Source organism: Candidatus Hakubella thermalkaliphila (genome assembly GCF_013281975.1).
Taxonomy (GTDB): domain Bacteria; phylum Actinomycetota; class Humimicrobiia; order Hakubellales; family Hakubellaceae; genus Hakubella; species Hakubella thermalkaliphila.
In genome coordinates this window covers 1-2,423 of sequence record NZ_BLRZ01000183.1, presented here as the reverse complement: position 1 = coordinate 2,423, position 2,423 = coordinate 1, and the positions used below count along the sequence as shown (strand labels likewise).

Here is a 2,423-nt window from a genome sequence, read left to right as displayed (position 1 = left end):
AGAACTTTATCTATACCCGGGACTGGGATTGGTATCCCGACGTCTGTAAATTTGGGAGAAGAACCTCCTTTTCCATTGGCCCAGAGAGGCGGCCAGTTTCTTCAAGCGTTCATTGACCATCCTTGTAGCACTTTCTCCAGACTCAAAATGTGTCACGGAGAAAACCCTGTAGTCGCGATTATGCCGCCCGCCCAAGTTCCCTCAGTCATCTGAGAATTACACCGAATTTATTCGGGGGCAGTGTCAACTGAGGGCTCTCTTTCCATACCTCCTATATATCTTTTAACACACTCCGGACTCATCTTCAAACTCAGGCCGTGATCTTCACCATAGATGGCTGCCGGTGATATAATATAAAGGCAAAGACTCATCTTCAAACTCAGGCCGTGATCTTCACCATAGATGGCTGCCGGTGCTACAAAGGCAAATCGCCCTCTTGAAACTCTGGCCATGATCTGGTAAAATTTACCCTAACCCATAGAAGGCAATTCTAAAAAGTACTAAATTGGAGGTGTTTTCAGATGTTTCTAGACGCAAGTTTTCTTCTGCTTATACCCGCCTTGATCCTGGCTATATACGCCCAGATCAGGGTCAGGAGCGCTTATGCTAAAGGATCGCAGATCATGGCCAGAGGAGGTATCTCTGGCGTTGAGGCGGCGGCCATCATCCTCAGGAATAGTGGAATCTACGATGTGGGTACAGAGGCCATCTCTGGAAAGCGCCGGACTTCTGGCGTGCGCATCGAGAGGACCATGGGCCAGCTTACCGACCACTACGATCCCAGGAGCAGAGTTTTGCGACTTTCGCCTGATGTCTACTCCGGGCGCTCGGTAGCTGCCCTGGGCATTGCTGCTCATGAGTCTGGCCACGCCATTCAGCACGCGGTGGGGTATTTCCCTCTCCATCTGAGGACCAGCTTCTATCCCCTGGCCAGCTTCGGTTCCTGGGCGGCCTTCCCTCTCTTCTTCCTGGGCTTTCTTTTTAGATCACCATCCATGATGAACCTGGGAATTCTGGTCTTTTCTCTGGCGGTGATGTTCACGGTTATCACTCTGCCCGTAGAATTTAATGCCAGTAGCCGGGCTCTGAGTCTCTTGCGCAGTAACAATATTGTGGGGTCGGACGAACTTCCCTACGTGAAGAAAGTCCTCTCGGCAGCCGCCCTGACTTACGTGGCGGCTACGGCCATGGCTCTTCTGCAACTACTCAGGCTGATTGTTTTGCGCAACACCAGGCATTGATACAAATATTTCTTCCTGGTAGGGGACTCCTCGCGCCATGGGCCCGGGACCCTCCACCTCCAGAAGAGACCATATCCCATCCAGAATGTAGGTGGGCCTGGCCGAGGAACTCTCTACATCCTTTCGGGTATGAATACCAGTCAGAACCATAGCGGTATCAATGCCGAAGAGGTTGCCCATGAGAATGTCTGTATCCAGTCTATCTCCCACAATAAGGGTTTTTTGTCCGTTATTTCCGAAGTATTTGAGAGCCGCATCCAGCATAGGCCGGGCGGGCTTGCCGATGGAAGTGGCCTTCTGGCCAGTGGATGCTTCCAGGGCGGCGATGAGGGACCCGGCCCCCGGATAGACCCCCTCTGTACCAGGAAAAGTGGCATCGGCATTGGTCACAATGAAGGCCGCCCCATTGCGGATGGCCAGGCTGGCTATCCGCAACTTCTTGTAACTGAAGTTTACATCCAGACCTACTATGACCAGATCTGCCTTTTTACCCTCTTCTCCGGAGAGAACCTTGATCCCGGCCTGCTCCATTTCTGCTTTACAGGCGTTGCTTCCTATAACATAGGTGGTTACCTTTCCTTTCCCGAAGGTATCCCTAACGTAGTGGGCTGTTACTCTGGCCGAAGAGATAATCTGATCTGGCTCCACCTCAATACCCATGGATTTCAGCCTTCGCAGATATGCCGGAACACTGTATTGGGAGTTATTGGTCATAAATACGTAGCGTTTGCCCGAATCCTTCAACTTCTGGAATAGCTCCTTGGCTCCTTTTATAGGCCTGTCTTCGATATAGATGACCCCATCCATATCGAAGATAAAGTTGTCATATTTCTCCAGTAAGCCCAACTTTTACCACCTTTCCGGATATTCTATCCTGAAAAATACCCCCTTTTTCATCCTTTGTGGCGTCGCCCCTGGCGGCATGAGGGGCTTAAGAGATGAGGCTAACCAGGTGCCGGCCAGTTTGAAACTTTGAACCCGGATAGCTTAGATAATATTAGCACACTCGACAACTCTTTCCTCCTCAGGACACCAATTCTTAAAAAATCATTCACCTTGCCCCGATATGTGTTATCATATTTATCATATGGACATAGGTCAAAAAGGAAGAAACTTCCGAGATGAGATAACCCTACAACGTCATTTACCTGAATACATACAATATGTTGTGGTTCAATTAAA

4 protein-coding genes are annotated in these 2,423 nt (G+C 49.9%); 1 reads left to right on the top strand and 3 read right to left on the bottom strand.

What is annotated here, in order from left to right:
• Positions 1–227: 227 nt before the first annotated feature.
• On the bottom strand, positions 228–452 hold the full coding sequence (locus tag HW443_RS10625) for a hypothetical protein (protein ID WP_176231734.1): 225 nt from the start codon (positions 450–452) through the stop codon (positions 228–230).
• Between the two features lie 69 nt (positions 453–521).
• Between HW443_RS10625 and HW443_RS10620 the strand changes: the two genes are divergently transcribed.
• A complete protein-coding gene (locus HW443_RS10620) occupies positions 522–1,241 on the top strand; it encodes a zinc metallopeptidase (protein ID WP_176231733.1) in 720 nt (239 codons plus the stop codon).
• Here the strand turns inward: HW443_RS10620 and HW443_RS10615 are convergent.
• Complete coding sequence (locus HW443_RS10615) at positions 1,203–2,087, bottom strand: HAD-IIA family hydrolase (RefSeq protein ID WP_176231732.1); 885 nt, start codon at positions 2,085–2,087, stop codon at positions 1,203–1,205. The genes HW443_RS10620 and HW443_RS10615 overlap by 39 nt on opposite strands.
• A gap of 98 nt (positions 2,088–2,185) precedes the next feature.
• Positions 2,186–2,423, bottom strand: a 238-nt coding sequence (locus HW443_RS13065; RefSeq protein ID WP_219857245.1) for a hypothetical protein, incomplete at its 5' end; no start/stop codon positions are given.